Origin of the sequence: Dysgonomonas sp. BGC7 (genome assembly GCF_001261735.1) — a bacterium.
Classification (GTDB): Bacteria; Bacteroidota; Bacteroidia; order Bacteroidales; family Dysgonomonadaceae; genus Dysgonomonas.
In genome coordinates, this window is record NZ_CVRP01000007.1 from 560,971 (window position 1) to 580,610 (window position 19,640).

16 protein-coding genes and 1 riboswitch are annotated in these 19,640 nt (G+C 37.3%); of the genes, 11 read left to right on the forward strand and 5 right to left on the reverse strand.

Translation table 11 applies throughout. The annotated features are described in order from the left end of the window. Positions 1–53 precede the first annotated feature (53 nt). Positions 54–791 carry a polyprenol monophosphomannose synthase gene (locus BGC7_RS07680; protein WP_050700968.1) on the reverse strand — a complete coding sequence of 246 codons (738 nt, stop codon included), beginning with the start codon at positions 789–791 and terminating at the stop codon, positions 54–56. 228 nt (positions 792–1,019) lie between these two features. Here BGC7_RS07680 and BGC7_RS07685 point away from each other — a divergent pair, with 228 nt between their 5' ends. After that, positions 1,020–1,871 carry an energy transducer TonB gene (locus BGC7_RS07685; protein ID WP_050700969.1) on the forward strand — a complete coding sequence of 284 codons (852 nt, stop codon included), beginning with the start codon at positions 1,020–1,022 and terminating at the stop codon, positions 1,869–1,871. Between the two features lie 50 nt (positions 1,872–1,921). Here the strand turns inward: BGC7_RS07685 and BGC7_RS07690 are convergent, their stop codons facing one another. After that, positions 1,922–4,045 (reverse strand): Tex family protein, encoded by a 2,124-nt coding sequence (locus BGC7_RS07690; RefSeq protein WP_050700970.1) that lies wholly within the window; start codon positions 4,043–4,045, stop codon positions 1,922–1,924. A 420-nt stretch (positions 4,046–4,465) separates the two neighbouring features. On the opposite strand from BGC7_RS07690, the gene BGC7_RS07695 reads away from it, so the two are divergent. From BGC7_RS07695 to BGC7_RS07720, 6 genes are all read left to right on the forward strand, one after another. Beyond that, positions 4,466–6,193 carry a S41 family peptidase gene (locus tag BGC7_RS07695; RefSeq protein WP_050700971.1) on the forward strand — a complete coding sequence of 576 codons (1,728 nt, stop codon included), beginning with the start codon at positions 4,466–4,468 and terminating at the stop codon, positions 6,191–6,193. Between the two features lie 306 nt (positions 6,194–6,499). After that, positions 6,500–7,105 (forward strand): DUF4290 domain-containing protein, encoded by a 606-nt coding sequence (locus tag BGC7_RS07700; RefSeq protein ID WP_050700972.1) that lies wholly within the window; start codon positions 6,500–6,502, stop codon positions 7,103–7,105. Between the two features lie 12 nt (positions 7,106–7,117). Continuing rightward, complete coding sequence (gene rimM / locus BGC7_RS07705) at positions 7,118–7,633, forward strand: ribosome maturation factor RimM (RefSeq protein ID WP_050700973.1); 516 nt, start codon at positions 7,118–7,120, stop codon at positions 7,631–7,633. A gap of 1 nt (position 7,634) precedes the next feature. Next, entirely contained in the window at positions 7,635–8,333 is a 699-nt protein-coding gene (locus BGC7_RS07710) for a DNA alkylation repair protein (protein ID WP_050700974.1), read from the forward strand. Next, positions 8,333–9,553, forward strand: coding sequence for a M16 family metallopeptidase (locus tag BGC7_RS07715; protein WP_050701080.1), 1,221 nt, complete (start codon positions 8,333–8,335; stop codon positions 9,551–9,553). Before BGC7_RS07710 ends, BGC7_RS07715 begins: the two co-directional genes overlap by 1 nt. Positions 9,554–9,585: 32 nt before the next feature. Further along, a complete protein-coding gene (locus BGC7_RS07720) occupies positions 9,586–10,284 on the forward strand; it encodes a porin family protein (RefSeq protein WP_050700975.1) in 699 nt (232 codons plus the stop codon). 59 nt (positions 10,285–10,343) lie between these two features. Here the strand turns inward: BGC7_RS07720 and BGC7_RS07725 are convergent, their stop codons facing one another. From BGC7_RS07725 to BGC7_RS07735, 3 genes are read right to left on the reverse strand one after another with little or no spacing between them, the layout of a single operon-like run. After that, the gene (locus BGC7_RS07725) at positions 10,344–11,480 is read right to left on the reverse strand and encodes an ABC transporter substrate-binding protein (protein ID WP_050700976.1); all 1,137 of its coding nucleotides are present in this window, start codon (positions 11,478–11,480) and stop codon (positions 10,344–10,346) included. Between the two features lie 11 nt (positions 11,481–11,491). Further along, positions 11,492–12,586, reverse strand: coding sequence for a YncE family protein (locus BGC7_RS07730; RefSeq protein ID WP_050700977.1), 1,095 nt, complete (start codon positions 12,584–12,586; stop codon positions 11,492–11,494). A 45-nt stretch (positions 12,587–12,631) separates the two neighbouring features. Beyond that, positions 12,632–14,635, reverse strand: coding sequence for a TonB-dependent receptor (locus BGC7_RS07735; protein ID WP_050700978.1), 2,004 nt, complete (start codon positions 14,633–14,635; stop codon positions 12,632–12,634). A gap of 92 nt (positions 14,636–14,727) precedes the next feature. Further along, positions 14,728–14,920, reverse strand: a riboswitch (cobalamin riboswitch). A gap of 146 nt (positions 14,921–15,066) precedes the next feature. On the opposite strand from BGC7_RS07735, the gene BGC7_RS07740 reads away from it, so the two are divergent. From BGC7_RS07740 to BGC7_RS07755, 4 genes are all read left to right on the forward strand, one after another. Then, positions 15,067–16,269: a pyridoxal phosphate-dependent aminotransferase gene (locus BGC7_RS07740; RefSeq protein ID WP_050700979.1), complete on the forward strand. Its 1,203-nt coding sequence runs from the start codon at positions 15,067–15,069 to the stop codon at positions 16,267–16,269. After that, positions 16,266–16,847, forward strand: a complete 582-nt coding sequence (locus BGC7_RS07745) for a non-canonical purine NTP diphosphatase (protein WP_050700980.1) — start codon at positions 16,266–16,268, stop codon at positions 16,845–16,847. Before BGC7_RS07740 ends, BGC7_RS07745 begins: the two co-directional genes overlap by 4 nt. 124 nt (positions 16,848–16,971) lie before the next feature. Next, positions 16,972–18,468 (forward strand): acetyl-CoA hydrolase/transferase family protein, encoded by a 1,497-nt coding sequence (locus BGC7_RS07750; RefSeq protein WP_050700981.1) that lies wholly within the window; start codon positions 16,972–16,974, stop codon positions 18,466–18,468. An 84-nt stretch (positions 18,469–18,552) separates the two neighbouring features. Next, positions 18,553–19,239: an RluA family pseudouridine synthase gene (locus BGC7_RS07755; RefSeq protein WP_050700982.1), complete on the forward strand. Its 687-nt coding sequence runs from the start codon at positions 18,553–18,555 to the stop codon at positions 19,237–19,239. Positions 19,240–19,640: the final 401 nt, after the last annotated feature.

The window sequence follows — 19,640 nt, forward strand, 5'->3', positions numbered from 1 at the left end:
TTGTTACTATACATCCGGATATGTCCTTAATTCAGAGCAAATATACGTAAGTTTTATTGCTTTTTCTTAATGCCTCCAAATAATTGTCTGAATCTCATAGTTAATACTCCAAAAACGCCTTCTGCAAATATACCTGAATTCATTTTAGATGTGCCTAGCATTCTGTTCACGAATACTATAGATACTTCTTTAATGTTGAACCCCAAACAATAGGCTGTGTATTTCATTTCCACTTGAAAAGCATAGCCCTTGAAACGTATGTTGTCCAGATCTATTGTTTCTAAAACCTTCCTTCTGTAGCATACAAATCCGGCAGTGGCATCCTTCACCTTCATACCTGTAACAATGCGTACATATTTAGATGCAAAATAAGACATAAGCACACGCCCCATAGGCCAGTTCACAACATTTACGCCACTATAGTAACGTGATCCTACAGCCAAATCCGCTCCTTCGTTAGCACATGCTGTATAGAGCTTTAGTAGGTCGTTAGGATTGTGAGAAAAGTCAGCATCCATTTCGAATATATATTCATACGAACGATCCAATACCCATTTGAACCCTGCTATATATGCCGTTCCCAATCCTAGCTTTCCTGAACGCTCAATCAAGGAAAGGCGTCCTGGAAATTCTGTTTGCAGCCGTTTTACTATATCGGCAGTTCCATCAGGCGATCCGTCGTCGATAATAAGAATATCAAATTCTTTTGGCAAGTCGAATACCGCTTTTATTATAGCCTCTATATTTTCCTTTTCGTTGTAGGTTGGTATTATTACTATCGAGTCTGGCATATCCTTATTTCCTTGATTGTATTTAAGTCACAAATGTAGCATTTAAAGATTTCAAAAGAGGAAAATATTGACTAAAAATATTAAAAATGAGTACTCTTCTCATACCTACTATCTTCGTTTTTATATGATAGATAAAAATAAATTAACCCTGTTTATGGAATTTTTGAAGTTTTAATATCTATAAGGTAAAAAAGGGGAAGATTTAATAACAATTTAAAACTTACAGTCATGAAAAAATCATTAAACTTAAATTCCGCCGAATGGTGTGATGTTATTTTTGAAGGTAAAAATAAATCATATGGAGCATTCGAATTGAGACAGTCTTCCGGCAAAAGGCATGTGATTGCTTTTGGTATCATCGGAGTGTTGGTGTTGTTCATCGCATTTCTTCCCTCTATATTGAGTACAATTAAAGCTGCTAAGAGCGATTATAATGGAGGCATCGATGGTGTTTATTCTGTAGTACAGGTAGATAATAAGAAAGATGAATTGATAGCCGATATAGTAAAGCCTGATATTCCTGAACCACCGGTATATAGAAAAATGGAGAAGTTTGTGCCGCCGACTATTGTAGATCAGAATGAGGTTGCGGATGATGATCCGGAAATGGCAAGTGTGTCAGATGTTCTGGATAATAAGGAAGCAGTAGTGGGTGCATTTACTGTAAAGGAAGGATCTACAGATCCGACAGCAGAATTGAAGAAATTTGCTACTGATGTAATGGGTGAGGGCAGTGGTAAAGGTGGAGGAAATGAAGATGCGAAGCCTATTTTGGTTGCTGAAATTCCTCCTCAGTTTCCCGGAGGTATCGAAGAAATGTATAAGTATATAGCTCAAAATTTGAAATATCCGATAGTAGATCAGGAAATGGGAATAGAAGGTCGTGTAACGATACAGTTTGTAGTGAGCAAGACAGGTGATATATCTGACATCCAATTGAAGAAAGGAGTAAGTGTCAACTGTGACAAGGAAGCGGTAAGGGTGATAAAAAGTATGCCAAAATGGATTCCTGGAATGCAAAACGGACATAAGGTAGCTGTTTACTTTACTATTCCGATTGTTTTCAAATTGAAATCATAAACCTTTAACTATATTATAGAAAAGAATAAAGCCGCATTGAGCGGCTTTGTTTATTTTTTCATAGAAAGTTGTACTCTTTTTCTTGCCAAGTCTACAGATAATACTTTTACTTCTACATGTTGGTGCAGAGAGACTACCTCTGTAGGATCGGAAACAAAGCGGTCTGCGAGTTCCGAGATGTGTACCAGTCCGTTTTCTTTAATCCCTACATCTACGAAGCATCCGAAATTCGTTATGTTTGTAACAATTCCCGGCAATATCATGCCTTCTCTCAGGTCGTCTATTGTTCTTATACTGGGATCGAACTCAAACATCTTTATGCCTTTTCGTGGGTCACGTCCGGGCTTGTCCAGTTCGTCTATAATGTCGTTCAATGTAGGTAGTCCGACAGATGCGGTTACATATTTCTGCAAATCGAGTGATTTCTTTAGTTCTTTATTTTCTATAAGTTCTTTTACTGTGCATTTCAAATCCTTAGCCATTTGCTCTACTACATGGTAACTCTCCGGATGTACGGCAGAGTTGTCCAATGGGTTTTTTGCATTAGCAATGCGTAGAAATCCTGCACACTGCTCAAACGCTTTTTCGCCCATGCGGGCTACTTTCATCAATTCTTTCCTTGACCCGAATGCTCCGTGTTCTGCTCTGTAACTTACTATGTTTTGTGCCAATACGGGTCCTAGTCCCGATACGTAGGTCAATAAATGCTTACTTGCTGTATTTACATTTACTCCTACAAGGTTGACGCAGCTTTCGACTGTGAGATCGAGCGAGTTTTTCAGTTTAGTCTGGTCTACATCGTGCTGATATTGCCCTACACCTATCGACTTTGGGTCTATTTTTACCAGTTCGGCCAATGGGTCCATCAGTCGCCGCCCGATAGATACTGCTCCTCTTACTGTGACGTCGTAATCGGGAAATTCTTCACGTGCTGTTTTAGAAGCGGAGTATATAGATGCCCCGTTTTCGCTGACAACGAATACTTTCACTTCTTTCTCGTATCGCAGGTTTGTTATAAATCGTTCTGTTTCGCGGCTGGCAGTACCATTACCTATGGCAATGGCATCTATATTGTATGTTGAAACTAACTTTACCACCTTATTGCCTGCTTTCGATGTCTCGTTTTGCGGTGGGTGAGGGTATATTGTTTCATTATGCAGGAGGTTGCCTTCTGCATCGAGACAGACTAGCTTACAGCCTGTGCGGTATCCCGGATCTATACCCAACACTCTTTTCTGTCCCAAAGGTGCGGCAAGTAGCAATTGGCGAAGGTTTTCGATAAACACCCTGATAGCTTCTTCGTCCGCCTTCCCTTTCGATAGTGCTGCAAATTCGGTTTCTATCGATGGTTTCAGCAATCGCTTGTATGCGTCTTCTAGTGCATCGGCTACCTGTACAGTACATTCATTGTCGTTGCCTCCTTTCAGGAATCGCTTGTCGAGTTTTTCTAAAGCGGAATCTTCGTCCGGAGAAATATTCACACGCAGTATCCCTTCCGATTCGCCTCTTCGTATAGCCAGAATGCGGTGCGACGAGGCTTTACTTAGCTTTTCCGAATAGTCGAAATAGTCCCTGTATTTGTCTCCCTCTTCCTCTTTTCCTTTTATTACTTTGGCTGAAATTATCGCTTCACGTTCGAATATGTTGCGAATAGAGTTACGCGCGTATTCATCTTCGTTTATCCATTCGGCTATTATATCCCGTGCTCCTGTCAATGCTTCTTTGGTGTCTTTCACTTCTCCTTTTACAAAGGCTAGGGCTTTTGTTTCCACATCTATTGGTTGCTGAGCCATGATTATCTTAGCCAAGCCTTCTAATCCTTTTTTTCTTGCAATTTCAGCTCTGGTTTGTCTTTTGGGTTTGTATGGCAAGTAAATATCTTCGAGCTCAGAAGATGTCCAGCAGTTCTCTATCCTCGATTTTAGTTCTGGTGTCAGTTTTTCTTGCTCTTCTATCGATTTCAGTATAGTGTCTTTTCTTTTTACTAGCTCGTTCAGCTTATCATTTTGCTCTTTAATGGCAGCTATCTGCACTTCGTCAAGTCCTCCGGTTACCTCTTTGCGATAACGACTGATGAAAGGTATTGTAGCACCTGAGTTGAGAAGTTCTATTGTTTTCTCTATTTGAGATGCTTTTATATTTAATGCTGATGATATAAGAGTCAATATTGTCATAATTGTATTGTTTCATTTGTAAAAAAAGCATGGCAAAGATAAATAAAAATAACTAATACGATTTAGACGTGGCTTTATTCAGAATATAGTTTTATCAGTTCTGCTATGTCAGGTTTTTAACTAAAACCTGACAAAGTTGTACTCTTTTACACATAAATAAAAAGAGCTAAGTACTACTACTTTTGCTCTATGGTTAAATTAAAAATTGAAACAGTTTCTGTTACTACTACGAACCTTATTCCCGAAAAGAGTATTTCCTTTACAGATAAAGTTGTCGGGATTTTGTAGTCAACTTCTTTGTTTTCACTTTTTTTGTTAAATATAAGCTATATATAATAGTGTTAAATTTCAGTTTTTATAAAAAAAAGCATTCCTTTGTGTTGTTTTAAAGTTTACGTATATTTTATATATAAATAATAAATGAAAAATAGACTTTTTTTGTTTTTTGCTATTTCAGCAGTAAGCTTGTCTTCTTTGGCTCAGGTACAAAATACTCCCGATAAAGATAAGCAACAGCATTATTTTGATATTAATAAGAATATAGAGATTTTTAATTCGGTGCTACGCGAAATGGATATGTTCTATGTAGATAGTGTTGATATAAATAAAACAGTCCGTAGTGGTATAGATAATATGCTGAATACGTTAGACCCCTATACCGTGTATTTTAATAAGGACGATATGAAAGAATTCAGCACTCAGATAACAGGTGAGTATGCGGGAATCGGATCGGGTATAGCGTATAAAGACGAAAAAATCGCAATAACAGAGCCTTTTGAAGGTAAGCCCGCAGATAAAGCGGGTCTTAAAGCTGGTGATTATATCCTCGAGATAGACGGTAAGGATATGACAAAATGCGAAAAAGTAGAAGGTGAAGCATACGGTCGCACATTGAGCAACTATGTTAGTTCCAATCTGAAAGGGCAACCGGGCACTACAATAACTATCAAGGTAGAGCGTCCGGGCGAGAAAAAACCTTTGGAGCTGAAGGTCGTACGCGAAAAAATTTCAATAGATCCTATACAATATTATGGATTGATAAATCCTACGACCGGTTATATTAATTTCAACAGCTTTACGGATAAAAGTGCAATGGATGTAAAAAATGCTTTCCTTGACTTGAAAAAACAAGGAATAACATCCTTAATTTTCGATCTTCGCCAAAATGGAGGAGGTGTATTGGAAGAAGCTGTCCAAATCGTAAACATGTTTGTGCCGAAAGGTAAAGTGGTATTGTCTACTAAGGGTAAACTAAAACAGTGGGATAGAACATATCGTACCACGCTGGAGCCTATCGATACAGATATTCCTATTGCAGTCCTTATCGACAGAGGTTCTGCTTCCGCCTCGGAGATAGTTGCAGGTGCTTTGCAAGATATGGACAGGGCTATCTTGGTTGGCGAACGTACATTCGGAAAAGGCCTTGTACAATCTCCTCGCGAAATACCATATGGAGGTGGACTAAAAGTGACCACTTCTAAATATTATATACCAAGCGGCAGATGTATACAGGCGATCGACTATTCGCACCGTAATGCGGATGGAAGTGTTGGTCGTATACCTGATAGTCTTACTACAGTATTCCATACAGCAATAGGACGTCCGGTGAGAGATGGAGGAGGAGTATCTCCCGATTTTACATTAGAAGAAAAGAAATCTCCGACTATAACCTATTATCTGTCGAACCAATTTATTCTTTTCGATTGGGTAACAGGATGGGCTGCAAAACATAAGAAAATATCTCCGGCAGAAGCCTTTAGTATCACCGATGAAGATTATGAAGATTTCAAAGCTTATGTGAAGTCAAAAGATTTCAAATATGACCGTATGAGTGAAAAATCAATGGCTTCTTTGAAAGAAGTTATGGAATTTGAAGGATTTATGAAATCTGCTGACGAAGAGTTTAAGGCATTGGAGGCTAAACTGGTGCCCGATCTAGATCGGGATCTTGACACCTTTAAAGATGATATTGTTAAACTAATTAATTCGGAAGTACTAAAACGATATTATTATCAAAAAGGTCAGTTTGCTTATGTGCTCAAAGACGATCAGGAAGTAAATAAAGCAGTGGAAATATTGAGTAATAACGATCTGTACAATAAGACTCTGTCTGCTCCCGAAGAAAAACCGGTTGCTGTAGAACTGTAAATAAGAGATCCTTTATAGAATCCTTTAATCTGTCTCTGTAGTTCTAATTACCTTTAAATTATCACCTTATTAGATAATTTTGCTTGTTGGCGTGCAACAATCCGACTAAAATATTATCTTTGTTGTCTTATTTGCATCGAGGATCGGGAAATGATAAAACTACAAGTTGAAATTCATATACCTCATAAGATCACTATATGATAGTGAATACCTTTTCTAACCGATATATTTGTAATAAAAGGATCAATAAAAATACAAAGAGAAGTTTTTCTTCCTATAATTAAAGATTATAAGCTAAAATAAAAAATGGAATATAATACCCAATTAAAAAAACTGGCTTTACCTGAATATGGACGAAATATCCAAAATATGGTGGACTATTGCCTAACTATCTCAGACAGAGACGACCGTAAGCGATGTGCCAATACTGTTATAAATATTATGGGAAACATGTTTCCTCATCTTCGCGATGTAAATGACTTTAAGCATATCCTATGGGATCATTTGGCTATAATGGCTGACTTTAAGTTGGATATAGACTATCCTTATGAAATAGTGAGAAAAGAAGATCTTTACTCTAAACCGGGCAAAATAGAATATAGCCGCCCAGATATGGAATACCGTCATTATGGAAAAACATTGGAGAAGATGGCTAAAATGGCAGTTGACATAGAAGATCCGAAAGAAAAAGAACAGTTTATCCTATTGGTGGCTACTCATATGAAAAAATCGTATATTCAATGGAATAAAGATGTAGACGATCAGAAGATATTTATAGATTTGTTCGACTTGTCGGGGCGTAAGATAGATATACGAAATTCTAATATCAAGTTGCCGGAAATGAAAGATTTAGGGCAACGGAATAATAACAATAACAACGGCGGGAAGAAAAACCAGCAAAAAAAGAAATAGTTTTCTGCAATTATGATTAAAGAAAACGAAATATTTAAAATAGGTAAGCTTATCAAGCCTCATGGAATAAAAGGCGAGATAAGTTTTGCTTTTGAGAACGATGTGTTCGACAAAGTAGATTGCCCATATCTTATTTGTCGTATCGATGGAATTTTCGTTCCGTTTTTTGTAGAAGAGTACCGTTTCAAGGGTAAAGATACAGCATTGCTCACCTTCGAGGATGTAGACAGTGATGAGAAGGCTCAACGGATGTCGGGACTTGAGGTTTATTTTCCCCGCAAATATTATGAAGGAAATCACGAAGAGGACATCGAATATTCATGGAACTTCTTCATCGGTTTTAAAGTATTTGATGAAAATGCAGGAGAATTGGGCATAATAGAAGAAGTAGATGAAAAGACTATTAATACTCTTTTTCTGATAAAAGGAGAAGAAGATATTATTGTTCCTGCTACAGAAGACTTTATCACAAAAATTGACGCAAAGAAAAAACTGTTGTATTTAAATCTGCCTGAGGGGTTGATCTGAAATGACCGTAAAGAATATACAAAACGAATTGGAGTTATGTTCCTCTTCCGAAAAAAAGAACTTCCTACCATACTTTTTCAAAACAGGTAAGGGGCAATATGGCGAAGGAGATAAATTCCTTGGTGTTGTAGTACCCGATACCAGAAAAATAGCAAAGAAAAATAAAGACCTCCCTTTCTCCGAAATAAGAGCGCTTCTTCGCAGTGAATATCATGAATGCCGGCTTTGTGCTTTGCTAATATTAGTAGAACGGTTTAAAAAAGCTAATGAAAAGGATCGTTCCGATATTTTTGAGTTTTACCTGAATAATACGACTCGCATAAATAATTGGGATCTTGTAGACCTTAGTGCAAAAGATATAGTTGGCGAATATCTTGTCGATAAAGATAGAGCTGTGCTTTACCGTTTAGCTGATAGTGACCTGCTTTGGGATCAGCGTATAGCTGTAGTGTCTACTTTTGCTTTTATCCGCCGCGGCGATTTGGACGATATATTTGTTCTGTCTGAAAAATTGTTACATCACAAACACGATCTGATGCATAAAGCAATGGGGTGGATGTTGAGAGAAGCCGGTAAAAAAAATAAAAACAGATTATGTAGCTTTCTCGATTTGTATCATAAAAAAATGCCTAGAACAATGCTACGTTATTCTATAGAAAAATTTACGGAAGAAGAGCGTACCTTTTATATGAAAAAATGATGAATTACCTTTCTCATACATTGACAAACGGCTTGCGGCTTGTACATAAGCCAATGGCAGGCAATGTCTCTTACTGCGGATTTATTGTAAATGCAGGAACTCGTGACGAGAATGATGATGAACATGGTATGGCTCACTTTGTGGAGCATATGCTGTTCAAAGGAACTGCAAATCGCAGGTCGCATAATATAATAAGCAGAATAGAAAATGTAGGTGGTGATCTGAATGCCTATACTAACAAGGAAGAGACTGTAATATACTCTGCCTTTTTGGAAGAACATTTTGCCCGGGCGTTCGAATTGTTATCCGATATCACATTTCACTCTCTTTTTCCTCAACGCGAAATAGACAAAGAAGTTGAGGTTATCATAGACGAAATACATTCTTATGAAGATAATCCCGCTGAACTGATTTTCGATGAATTTGAAAATATTGTTTTCGAAGGTTCACAATTAGGGCATAATATACTTGGAGAACCTGATTTACTTTTAGATTTTGATACGGAGAAGGCTTTTAGATTTGTAAATAAACATTATGTTCCTTCCAATGTAGTGTTCTTCTCTCTAGGCAATACCGATTTTAAGAAAATAATATATCTTGCGGAGAAATATATTTCAAACTTGCCTCTCACAGTCTATGATAGTAAGAGGATAGCTCCTATTGAAATTACTCCTATACTTAAGAAAGAGAATAAAGATACATCGCAGGTTCATGCGCTGATAGGATGTCGTTCCTATTCTTTGCATAATCCAAAGCGTAAAGTTCTGCATTTACTTAATAATATATTGGGAGGGCCGGGGATGAATAGCCGGCTAAATCTGTCGTTGAGAGAGAAGCATGGATATGTGTATAGTGTCGACTCTACGATGACTGCTTACAGTGATACGGGAATTATGTCTATCTACTTTGGCTGCGATAAACGGAATGCCAACAAATGTCTTGATTTAGTGTATAAGGAATTGAAAAAAATAAGGACGGAAACACTTACAACAATACAGTTGTCGAGAGCCAAAAAGCAATTGATGGGACAAATAGGGGTGATGAATGATAATCACGAGAATATGGCTTTAGCTTTAGGTAAAAGTATTCTTTGTCACAATCATTTCAATTCGATGGAGGAAACTTTTGCTAAGATAGAAGCTATTACAGCCTCAGAAATTCAAGATGTTGCAAATGAAATTTTTGACGAAAAGAGGCTGTTTAGTTTATTATATAATTAATTATTTTAACTTTGCATCACAGATCCGACTTTATGAAAACAGCATTTAAAATATTTCTGCTAACAGTTTTACTTCTTTTTGTGTTCACCGATAGCTATGCTCAACGTGAAAGAAGAAGGTTTACTTCCGATATACATCTTGGACTCAATCTTGCCGAAATGGATATTCAGGGAGGTAATATGTATAAAGAGCCTAAGGTAGGGTTGCAGTTTGGTGCGAATCTTAATTTTAAAGTTATAAGGAATTTCCAGATCCAGACCGGCCTTTTTGTTACCAAGAGAGGGCTTCGTCAACATATAATAGATAAAAAAGTAGATCAAGGTGCAAATGTAATGTATGTAGGAGATACATTGAGAGTTAAAACAGCAAACTATATACAGGTTCCTTTGTGTATAGGTTATGAATTGTATCTAACAAAAACGTTTGCCTTCAATATTAATGTCGGGGTATATGGCGCCTACGGGTTTAAAGGTAAAAGTACCGAGGAAGGTTTCCTCACAACTCACAGAGATGGTGCTGTTATAACTTCTACTGTAACAGAAAATGAAACAGAAACTTTTGGACTGACACGCTGGAGACGTTTCGACTATGGAGGTATTGCTAAGGTTGGTTTTATATATGATATTTATACTATCAACTTTGGGTATGAATATGGTATGTATAACGTTGCAGATAGCGGAGCTGATATGAAAAATCGTAATATGACAGTCTCTTTAGGTTTCCGTTTTTAGAATTGTATAGATAATATAAAAAAGGAGGATTACTCGAGTAATTCTCCTTTTTTGTTTTATTAGTCTAATTTCTTGTAATACCTCAACTGGTAATCTTTGAATAAGTCCGGATGAAATATTGCAGCGAAATCTTTTAGTATATAGTCGGGATGTATAGCCAAATCTTCATAATAAGTCGAATATGTAGTATTACATCCATATATCTTTTTGTCCTTAAAGGCCTTGAAGTGAGAGTATGGTTTGTATTCCTTCATTAAGCCCTCGTATGTGAGGTCTTCAGGTGAAAAATAGCGTATAATCCATATATCCCCTTCTCCGGCTTTGTCGAGTACAGCCTCGAACGACAGAGGAAGAAATGTGGTAGAGTTGTCCTCCTTCCATATGTATGCCCCTCCGGCATCGGCAAGCATATTTGCCATGTAGCTCTTTCCTCCGGGCATATTCCAACTACCCATATACCGCATATCGGTAAATACAGAAGGCTGATTGGCTACAGAAGATGATTGAGTTTTTATTTCATTATAGTTCTTTTCTGTAATGGTAAACAGAGAATCGGCAAGTTGTTCTTTTCCTATAAAGAGAGAGTAGAAACGTATCCATTCAGCCCTTCCTAGCGGATGAGGTTCTGTATAGTCGGGAATTTCTATAATAGGTATTTTTGTTTTTTCTACATTGCCATATGTTTGCCCAACGATAGGTGAGGCCATTATTGCTTCGGGCGAGAGTAATATCAGTTTTTCTATATCCGGCTTTGCAGCACTGCCCAAGTCATTGATCGTTCCATCTGCAATTCCTTTCTTCACATCTTTCAGATTTATGTACTGAGGTTCGAATACTCCTTTTATTATGCCGGCGACTTCCAGTTCTGCAAGAGTAGAACATTGCAGGGTGTTATATGCTGCAACAGTTTTTATAGGAACTTTTATAACTGTTCCTTGCGGAAGGTTTTGAGGTACATCTTTATTTCTGTCTATCAGGATATACTTTTGAAGTAGTTTTGTAGTATCCCAAGGGTTGACTACTGAAACTTCTGTATATTCTGCATGTTTCTCTACCTGAAATCCTTTGGCATAATGGATCGTATAGCTGCCGGATTGCACGTTTTCTCCATTTTGCCCGGCAGGCTTGTGAGTACACCCTGCCACGGCAAAAAGAAGAAAAGTAATGAATAATATATATGAATATAATGTTTTCATCTGTTTATATCTTATTTTGTTCCGGTAAGGAAGTAAGCGCCCATTGGGTAATATCCTCCTGTCGCAAATTGATCGATAAGCTTGCCTTCTGCCGAAAATACATACATCTTACCTTTGTTCTGATAATCGCCTGTACCTAAATATATATAACCTGTAGCCGGATCAACTTTGATGGAATTTCCGGGTGCAGATATGGTAGTACCATCAGTAATAAATGATTTGTTGACTAACTCGCCTTTCTTTATATCGTAATAAGAAAGAGTTGTAGAAGCAGGATTAGTATTATAATCCACTTTCACTAATAGTAGTTTGTCTCCGTTTATTGCCATCATAGATGCAACATCTTCTCCTATTTTAGTTGCCTGATTGTTTGTTGCATTTATTTTGTATAGTGTAGAAGATGTACTTCCCCAAATACCCAATGGAATAACAAAGATATTCCCCGATTTGTCACTTGTTATTGCAGCAGGATTGTCATCTACAGTAATTTCTGTTTTTTGTGCACTGAAATTGTTCAGGTCAAGAATAGATACAGTTTTATTTCCCGTTCTCGAATTGGTTACATATAGCTTATCATTTACTACAGTCATTTCTTCTGTAAAAGTACCGGCTTTCACTCTGTCCATATTCATTGTTGTAGTATCAATACGGAGAATATACCCGGCTTCGGTACTCACATATACTTTACCTTTGTGAGTAACTATCGAACGAGGTTTTAATGGTTGTTTTGATTCATTTTCAGGAGATATGATAGAATCCCGTTGAGGTACTAGCTTGGCTTTACGGTCAGTAATGTATATCTTGTTAGAATTTGTTGCTGTAATATACATTTTCGATCCATATATAACGATGTCCTGTGCAATATCGCCAAGAGATAAGTCGTCATTTTGTTTTGAAAATATATTTTCTGTTACTTTCTTTGTGTCTACATCATAGTACGACAAAGTTCCATCAATTGAACCCATTATTCCTGAATTTAAGAGATATATACCTGTGGTTTTTATTTCCGGCTCTACGTATATTATATCATCATCGTCTGAATCACAAGATATAAATGGTAAAGCAAAAATGCTTACTAATAATACTTTTAATAAATACTTTTTCATCTTCAATTATTTTTATAATTTATTTAATTCTCAAATTAACTCTTTTCAAAATTTGACTCCTGCCGAAATTTTAAACGAGCGTCCCGGCATAGGGTAATTGGCTATTATGTCGTACCTTTTGTTCCACATATTTAATATATTTCCTTGCAGATAGGTTTCCATATTCTTTATTTTAAATTGTCTGAACAGTGATATACTGTGATCCGAATAACCATCTACACGGGTAGCTTTTTCATTTATTGGCATCGAATAGCGTTTGGCGGTTATTACAACTGAATAAGACAGGTCTACCCAAGGATTGTTGAACGAAAGAGTTGCTGCTCCCGAATGTTTTGGTGTATAAGGCAATTGGTTTTTATATCTTTCAGAATCTTTAGAGGTAACATCCAGTGCTTCTATAAAGCTATACGATACTACTAATTGGAGGCTCATTTCTTTATTTATGCGGGCATTTGTTGCCACTCGTACATCTATACCTTTTATGTCAGCATTGCCGATATTCATTGTTGTAGCCAGATAAGTCTTAGGAATAATTACAATCTTGTCGTCCACCTTATTGATGTATCCATCTGCCGAAAAACTAATATAATCAATAGGGCTGTTTGATATACTTCCTACCCAAGTCAATCCTAAATTATATTGCTTTGCCGATTCTGGATTTAATTTTTTTTCTATCGAAGAATAATATAGTTCGGTAAAGGTCGGTACCCTATAGACTTGTTTATAAGATGTTCTCAGTCTGAGGTTTGTTGTGCTGAAAGGTTGATATGATAATGATATGGCAGGACTTAACTTCTTATAAGAATTATCATTCTTGTTGTTTTTTACCTTTTCAGAAATGTATGTGGCCAATAGGCTTGAAGAGACTGTAATATATTTGCTTTTGTACTGAAAGGTGAGTGCTGATAAAGAATTGTATCGCTCGGGGTAGGGGAGATTATCTCCTGTTGCCGACGATTTATACACATATTCATTTTTTAGCTTATTGTAGAAAAGATCTTCCGCAAACGAAAATGATACTATGTCGTTTAAGGAGTAAGACAGAACATTTGATAGATAAACTTCCTGTTCTCTGTATTTATCTTTTGTTTTGCCGCTAGACTGATCATCTTCGTATCGGGTGTAGACATAATCATATTTAGCTTGCGATCGGAGCTTAAATTTTCTCCCTAAATATTTTTCATAAGCTATTTGTGCAAAAAAGTTTTTATCCCAAAGTCTCTCTTTCGAGTAGATATTACCCTTGACTACTGCTCCGGGCAGACCTCTTTCCGAATCAAAATAATATATTTTTGTTTTTAGTGTTCCTGCTTTTTCTAAATTAGAGTATAAGTTGATCTCAGTACGGAAAATATCTACATCGCTATTTTCTCTTTTTCTTTCGGTGAATATTTTATCGTCTTTCTGAGTAAAAGGATAGTTGCCATCGGCGCGTTGCCAACTTCCGTTTACCGAAACGGAATGGTTCTTATTTATTTTTTGAGCGTAATCAAGCATCGGATTAAACAATCCGAACGAACCACCTGTTACACGTGCATGACCTTTATAGTTCTTGTTAGTAAGTTCAGGAAATGAGGTCTGTAGGTTTAATACACCGCCCGAAGCACGCGCTCTTGCTGTCTGTAAAATATCATCTGCCTGCCCTATATTCAATGAAATTACAGAAATATTATCCAGTGCAAATCTTCCGATATCCACTTGCCCCGATTGTACATTGCCTACTACCACTCCATCGTAGCTTATGGCTGTGTGTTCGGCGCCCATGCCACGTATAGATACAGTCTTAAGACCTCCTATACCACCATAATCTTTTAGTACAATTCCATTAAATCTACGGACGGCATCAGAAACAGATTGTATGCCTTGTTTCAATAGCTCTTCGCTATCCATTACTTGCAACGGGGTAGTAGAAAGTGTTGTTGAAGGCTTGCTGTGAGCAGATACTTCAATCTCACTGAGCTGTTGTGTCCTGATGCTATCGCTTACTTGTGCCCCGATATAGAGAGAACAGCAGAAGAAAAGTATAAGGAAAAGAAGTTTAAGTCTCATCTTTAGTATCTGTTTATAAGATAGCCTTCGATAAGAACAAAGAGAAGAAAATATTTCTTTACAGTTGTATCTTAAGCCTTATGCCTCGAAAGCTTTCCTGATATATGCTTTGTAGGTCTTCTGACTTGCTCTCGTTTATATAGCCTTCCCGTTATTACAGTGGCTTTTTGTGTATATAAGCGTTGATATAGAGCTTACAGCAGCGGGTCTGTTCAGGATTTTCACCTGATTCCCTTTTAATCCATTTAGACATAAAGTCTTGGAACAAAGCGATGCAAAGGTAAGAAATATAATTATGAATAATGAGACAGACGTTGATATTTTTCTTTAAGGTTGAAGCCGAACTTATAGCTGCTACTTTACAAACTGTAACTATAAATTCATATATTTGCGTCTTAATGTAAAAAGGGTAAAACTATAACAATTTAATTATGCCACATATTTCTCAGCGAGGCGTGGAAATGCCAAACTCTCCTATTAGAAAACTGGCTCCATTGTCAGATTCGGCTAAGGCCAGAGGCCTGAAAGTGTATCATTTGAATATCGGACAACCTGATTTGCCGACGCCTGAAGCTGCACTCAATGCAATTAGAAATATAGATCGTACAATCTTGGAGTATAGTCCCAGCGATGGCTATCGCTCGTATAGAGAGAAACTTGTTGGCTATTATGCTAAGTTTAATATAAATGTGTCGGCAGACGATATTATTATAACTACGGGTGGATCGGAAGCTGTCCTTTTTGCCTTTTTAGCCTGCCTCAATCCTGGAGATGAGATTATTGTTCCCGAACCGGCCTATGCAAACTATATGGCATTTGCGGTATCGGCAGGCGCTACAATTCGTACAGTGTCTTCTTCTATCGAGGAGGGATTTGCACTACCTCCTGTCGAAAAATTTGAAGAGCTTATCAATGAGCGTACAAAGGGTATTATGATCTGTAATCCTAACAATCCTACAGGTTATCTTTATTCGCGTGCAGAAATGAATCAAATAAAACATCTAGTTCAGAAGTACGATTTGTATTTGTTCTCGGATGAAGTGTATCGTGAGTTTATCTATACAGGTTCTCCTTATATATCCGCTTGTCATTTGGTGGGAATAGAAGAGAATGTTGTTCTTATCGATTCTGTATCTAAGCGATATAGTGAATGCGGTATTCGTATAGGGGCATTGATAACTAAAAATAAAGAACTTCGCAAGACACTGATGAAGTTTTGTCAGGCACGCCTTAGCCCGCCTCTTATTGGGCAAATTGCAGCAGAGGCTTCTTTGGATGCAGATACCGAATATTTACGCGATATGTATGATGAATACGTAGAACGTCGTAAGTTTCTTATCGACAGACTAAACCGTATACCGGGAGTCTATTCGCCTATTCCTATGGGTGCGTTTTATACGGTGGCTCGTCTTCCTGTCGATGATGCCGATAAATTCTGTGCATGGTGTCTTTCCGACTTCGAATATGAAGGACAAACTGTATTTATGGCTCCGGCTTCGGGTTTCTACACTACTCCGGGATTAGGACGTAACGAAGTTCGCATAGCCTATGTGCTTAATAAAGAAGATTTGAACAGTGCCCTGACAGTATTAGAAAAGGCTCTGGAAACATATAATGCATTGTCTGAAAAATGAAAAGAAAGTTAGTATTCGCGACCAACAATAATCATAAACTCGAAGAAGTACGTGAAGTAGTTGGTAATAGTTTCGAAATCTTGAGCTTGAAAGATATTGGCTGCTTTGAAGATATTGAAGAAACTGGAGAAACTTTAGAGGAAAATGCTCTGATAAAAGTAAGACATGTTAAGGAGAAATATGGTTACGACTGTTTTGGTGATGATACGGGGCTTGAGGTAGATGCTTTAGGTGGAGCTCCCGGTGTATATTCGGCACGTTATGCCGGAGAAGGGCACGATGCGAAGGCAAATATGAAAAAGCTATTAGCTGCCCTTGATGGAGTTGCCGACCGCAAAGCGCATTTTCGCTCAGTAATAGCTCTGATAATGGAAGGTAAAGAATATCTGTTCGAAGGACGGATTGATGGGGATATACTAACCGAAGAGCATGGAAGTGCCGGTTTTGGTTACGATCCTGTTTTTCGTCCCGATGGTTATACCCGGACTTTTGCCGAATTAGGTATGGAGGTGAAAAATGATATTAGTCATAGAGCTTTAGCCGTAAAAAAGTTATGCGATTTTTTGAGAGAAAAGTAAGAAGAAATAAATGTAGCCTATAATGGTTGTTGTTCTTTTTATTTTGTACCTTTGCGAGCGCTTAGTGGCACAAGTGTAGAAAGATAAAATAACACTATATAAATCATAATTTTTTAAAAGAACAATGGCTTTAAAATTTATGACTGCTGAAGAGGCAGCCGCACTTATCAACAACAATGACAATGTGGGATTTAGCGGTTTTACGCATGCCGGATGTCCCAAAGTAGTTCCCGGATTTATTGCAAAAAGAGCAGAAGAAGAACATGCAAAGGGTAATCCCTTTAAAATAAATGTTTTTACCGGAGCTTCGACCGGCGACAAACTTGATGGCGTTCTAACAAGAGCTAAAGCGATTAACTTCCGTGCGCCTTATCAGACTAACAAAAGTATGCGTGAAGCAATCAACAATGGAGAAATAAAATTCTGTGACTTGCATTTGTCAACTATGGCACAAGATATTCGTTATGGATATTATGGTGATATAGACTGTGCGATAGTTGAAGCTTGCGATGTGACCGAAGACGGAGAAATAGTTCCTACTTGTGGAGTAGGTATTTCGCCGACAGTAAGCCGTTTGGCTAAGATAGTAATAGTGGAGTTGAATACATGGAATCCGAAAGAGATGAGAGGGATGCATGATATTCCCGAACCATTGGATCCACCACGTCGTAAAGATATGCCTATCTATGATGTTAAGGATAGAGCAGGGAAAAATTATATAAAGATAGATCCTGAAAAAATTATAGTAGTAAAAACTCACGAACCAAACGAAGGGGGTAGTTTTGCTCCTGTAGATGAAGTTACTGCCAAAATTGGAGAAAATGTAGCTAAATTCTTTATTAAAGAAATGGCTGAAGGTCGTATGCCGAAAACATTCCTTCCTGTTCAGTCGGGTGTCGGTAATATTGCGAATGCAGTATTAGCCGCAATGGGAGATAGCAAAGAAATTCCTGATTTCGATGTTTATACAGAAGTTATTCAAGATGCTGTTATCGATTTGATGGAATCTGGCCGTGTGAAGTTTGCCAGTGGTTGCTCTTTAACAGTAAGTAATCCTTGTATCGAGCACATATATAAAAATCTAGATTTCTTTAAAGAAAGAATTATATTGCGTCCTTCCGAATATTCTAACAATCCTGAAATTGTTCGTCGCTTAGGTGTTATTGCTATCAACACAGCAATAGAGGCTGATATTTATGGCAACATAAATTCTACTCATGTGATGGGTACTAAAATGATGAATGGTATTGGAGGATCAGGAGATTTTACGCGTGGTGCCTATATCTCTATCTTTGTTACCCCATCAGTAGCCAAAGACGGAATGATTAGCTCTATTGTTCCGGCAGTAGCACATGAAGATCATAGTGAGCATTCTGTGAAAATTATAGTCACAGAATATGGTGTAGCAGACTTGCGTGGAAAATGTCCGGAAGATCGTGCTCAGGAAATTATAAATAAATGTGTTCACCCTGATTATCGTCCATTGTTACAGGAGTATATAAAAAATGCACCGCAAGGACATACTCGTTTCGATATGTATAATGCTTTTGCTTTCCATGAAGCATTTCTTGAAACAGGTGATATGAAGAATGTAAAATGGCGTAAAAATAAAAACGCTTAAGATATAACGAATATTTTATTAGAGAAGCCTTTCGATTTTATGTCGAAAGGCTTTTCTTTGTATCTCAATATATATTAATAAGAAATGACGGTACTTTACGAAGATAATCATATAATAATAGTCAATAAAGCTGTTTCTGAAATAGTACAAGGCGACAAGACGGGAGACATGCCCCTGTCCGATATAGTAAAGGAATATCTGAAAGAAAAGTATAACAAGCCGGGGAATGTCTTTTGTGGAGTAACTCACCGTCTCGATCGCCCAACCAGCGGGATTGTCGTATTTGCTAAGACAAGCAAAGCGCTGTCTCGTCTTAATGAAATGTTCAAGAATAAAGAAATAAAAAAAATATATTGGGCTGTAGTGAAAAATATACCAAAACAGATGGAGGCAACGTTGACTCACCATCTGGTTAGGAATGAGAAGCAAAACAAATCTTATGCATACGATAAGGAAAAAACAGGCTCGAAATTAGCTATTCTTCACTATCGGCTTATAGCCCATTCCGATAAGTACAACCTTCTGGAGGTGAATCTGGAAACAGGGCGTCATCACCAGATACGTTGTCAGTTGTCTAAGATTGGATGTCCTATCAAGGGAGATCTAAAGTATGGGGCAGATCGTTCCAATCCTGATGGAGGAATTAGTTTGCATGCTCGTAAAATATCATTTATTCATCCTGTTTCTAAGGAAGTGATAGAGGTAACAGCTCCTGTTCCCAATGATAATTTATGGTTGGCTTTAGAGCAGCAGCAGAATAATATGTGTTAAAAAAAAAGATGCCTTTTATTTTTTTGTCTGAAATTAGTGATGTAAAATTTGTAGAATAAAAACAAAATTGTAATTTTACTTTATAGTTATCTGCTCGTGATGCAGAAAACTGTAGTTTACACAACTATGAATAGAGTATAAATATGTTTTTTAGAGATAAATAGAGACAGGTTTTTATAATTCAACAAACTTTAGTCTTTTAATGTATATAAATCTATAATTGTATGTTTGTGCAGATTGATTGCTTTCTTTTCAGAAGGAAAGTTAATTCAGTTTTTAGCACTTTAGAAAAAATAAAAACCAATGCTGTAAAGAGGAATTCGGATATATTGGGCATTTATTACTCCGGCAATGGCTTTCTGAGATAAGCATGTTCTGTAAACTTACTTGTGAAAGTGAAA